Source organism: Nocardioides humilatus (assembly GCF_008373755.1).
GTDB lineage: Bacteria > Actinomycetota > Actinomycetes > Propionibacteriales > Nocardioidaceae > Nocardioides > Nocardioides humilatus.
In genome coordinates this window covers 1-565 of the sequence record NZ_VUJV01000143.1, presented here as the reverse complement: position 1 = coordinate 565, position 565 = coordinate 1, and the positions used below count along the sequence as shown (strand labels likewise).

Here is a 565-nt window from a genome sequence, read left to right as displayed (position 1 = left end):
CAAGAAGGTACAACACGTCAAAATGTCAGCTAATTCTTTTGTTGTATTGGCATTCTGTGCATTGGCTGTTGGTGTAAATGCACTAACAGAAGAACAAAAGGCCGAGATAACGAAATCATCATTGCCTCTAATAGCGGAATGCTCCAAAGAGTTCAGCGTGAATCAGGGCGACATTGACGCGGCTAAGAAACTTGGTGATCCGAGCGGTTTGAACTCTTGCTTTGTAGGATGTTTCATGAAGAAAGCTGGAATCATCAACGCAAGTGGTCTTTTCGATGTAGCCGCTACTATTGAGAAGAGCAAGAAATATCTTACCAGCGAGGAGGACTTGAAAGCCTTCGAGAAACTAACGGAGATGTGCGCTCCAGAAAATGACAAACCAGTCAGTGACAGTGACAAGGGCTGCGAAAGAGCAAAACTTCTCCTCGACTGTTTCGTTGCAAACAAAGGAAGTTTCTCGGTCTTCTCACTTTAAAGAACAAAGCCTGTGATGTTTCAATAATTACCTGATAATATCTAAGCAATCATTTTTTTATTGCATTTGTTGAATAAAAATAAAATTCAG

1 protein-coding gene is annotated in these 565 nt (G+C 40.9%); it reads left to right on the top strand.

Annotated features, from left to right (window positions below):
- A partial coding sequence (locus tag F0U44_RS24260; protein WP_149730623.1) for a pheromone/general odorant binding protein occupies window positions 1-475 on the top strand: 475 nt, incomplete at its 5' end.
- Window positions 476-565: the final 90 nt, after the last annotated feature.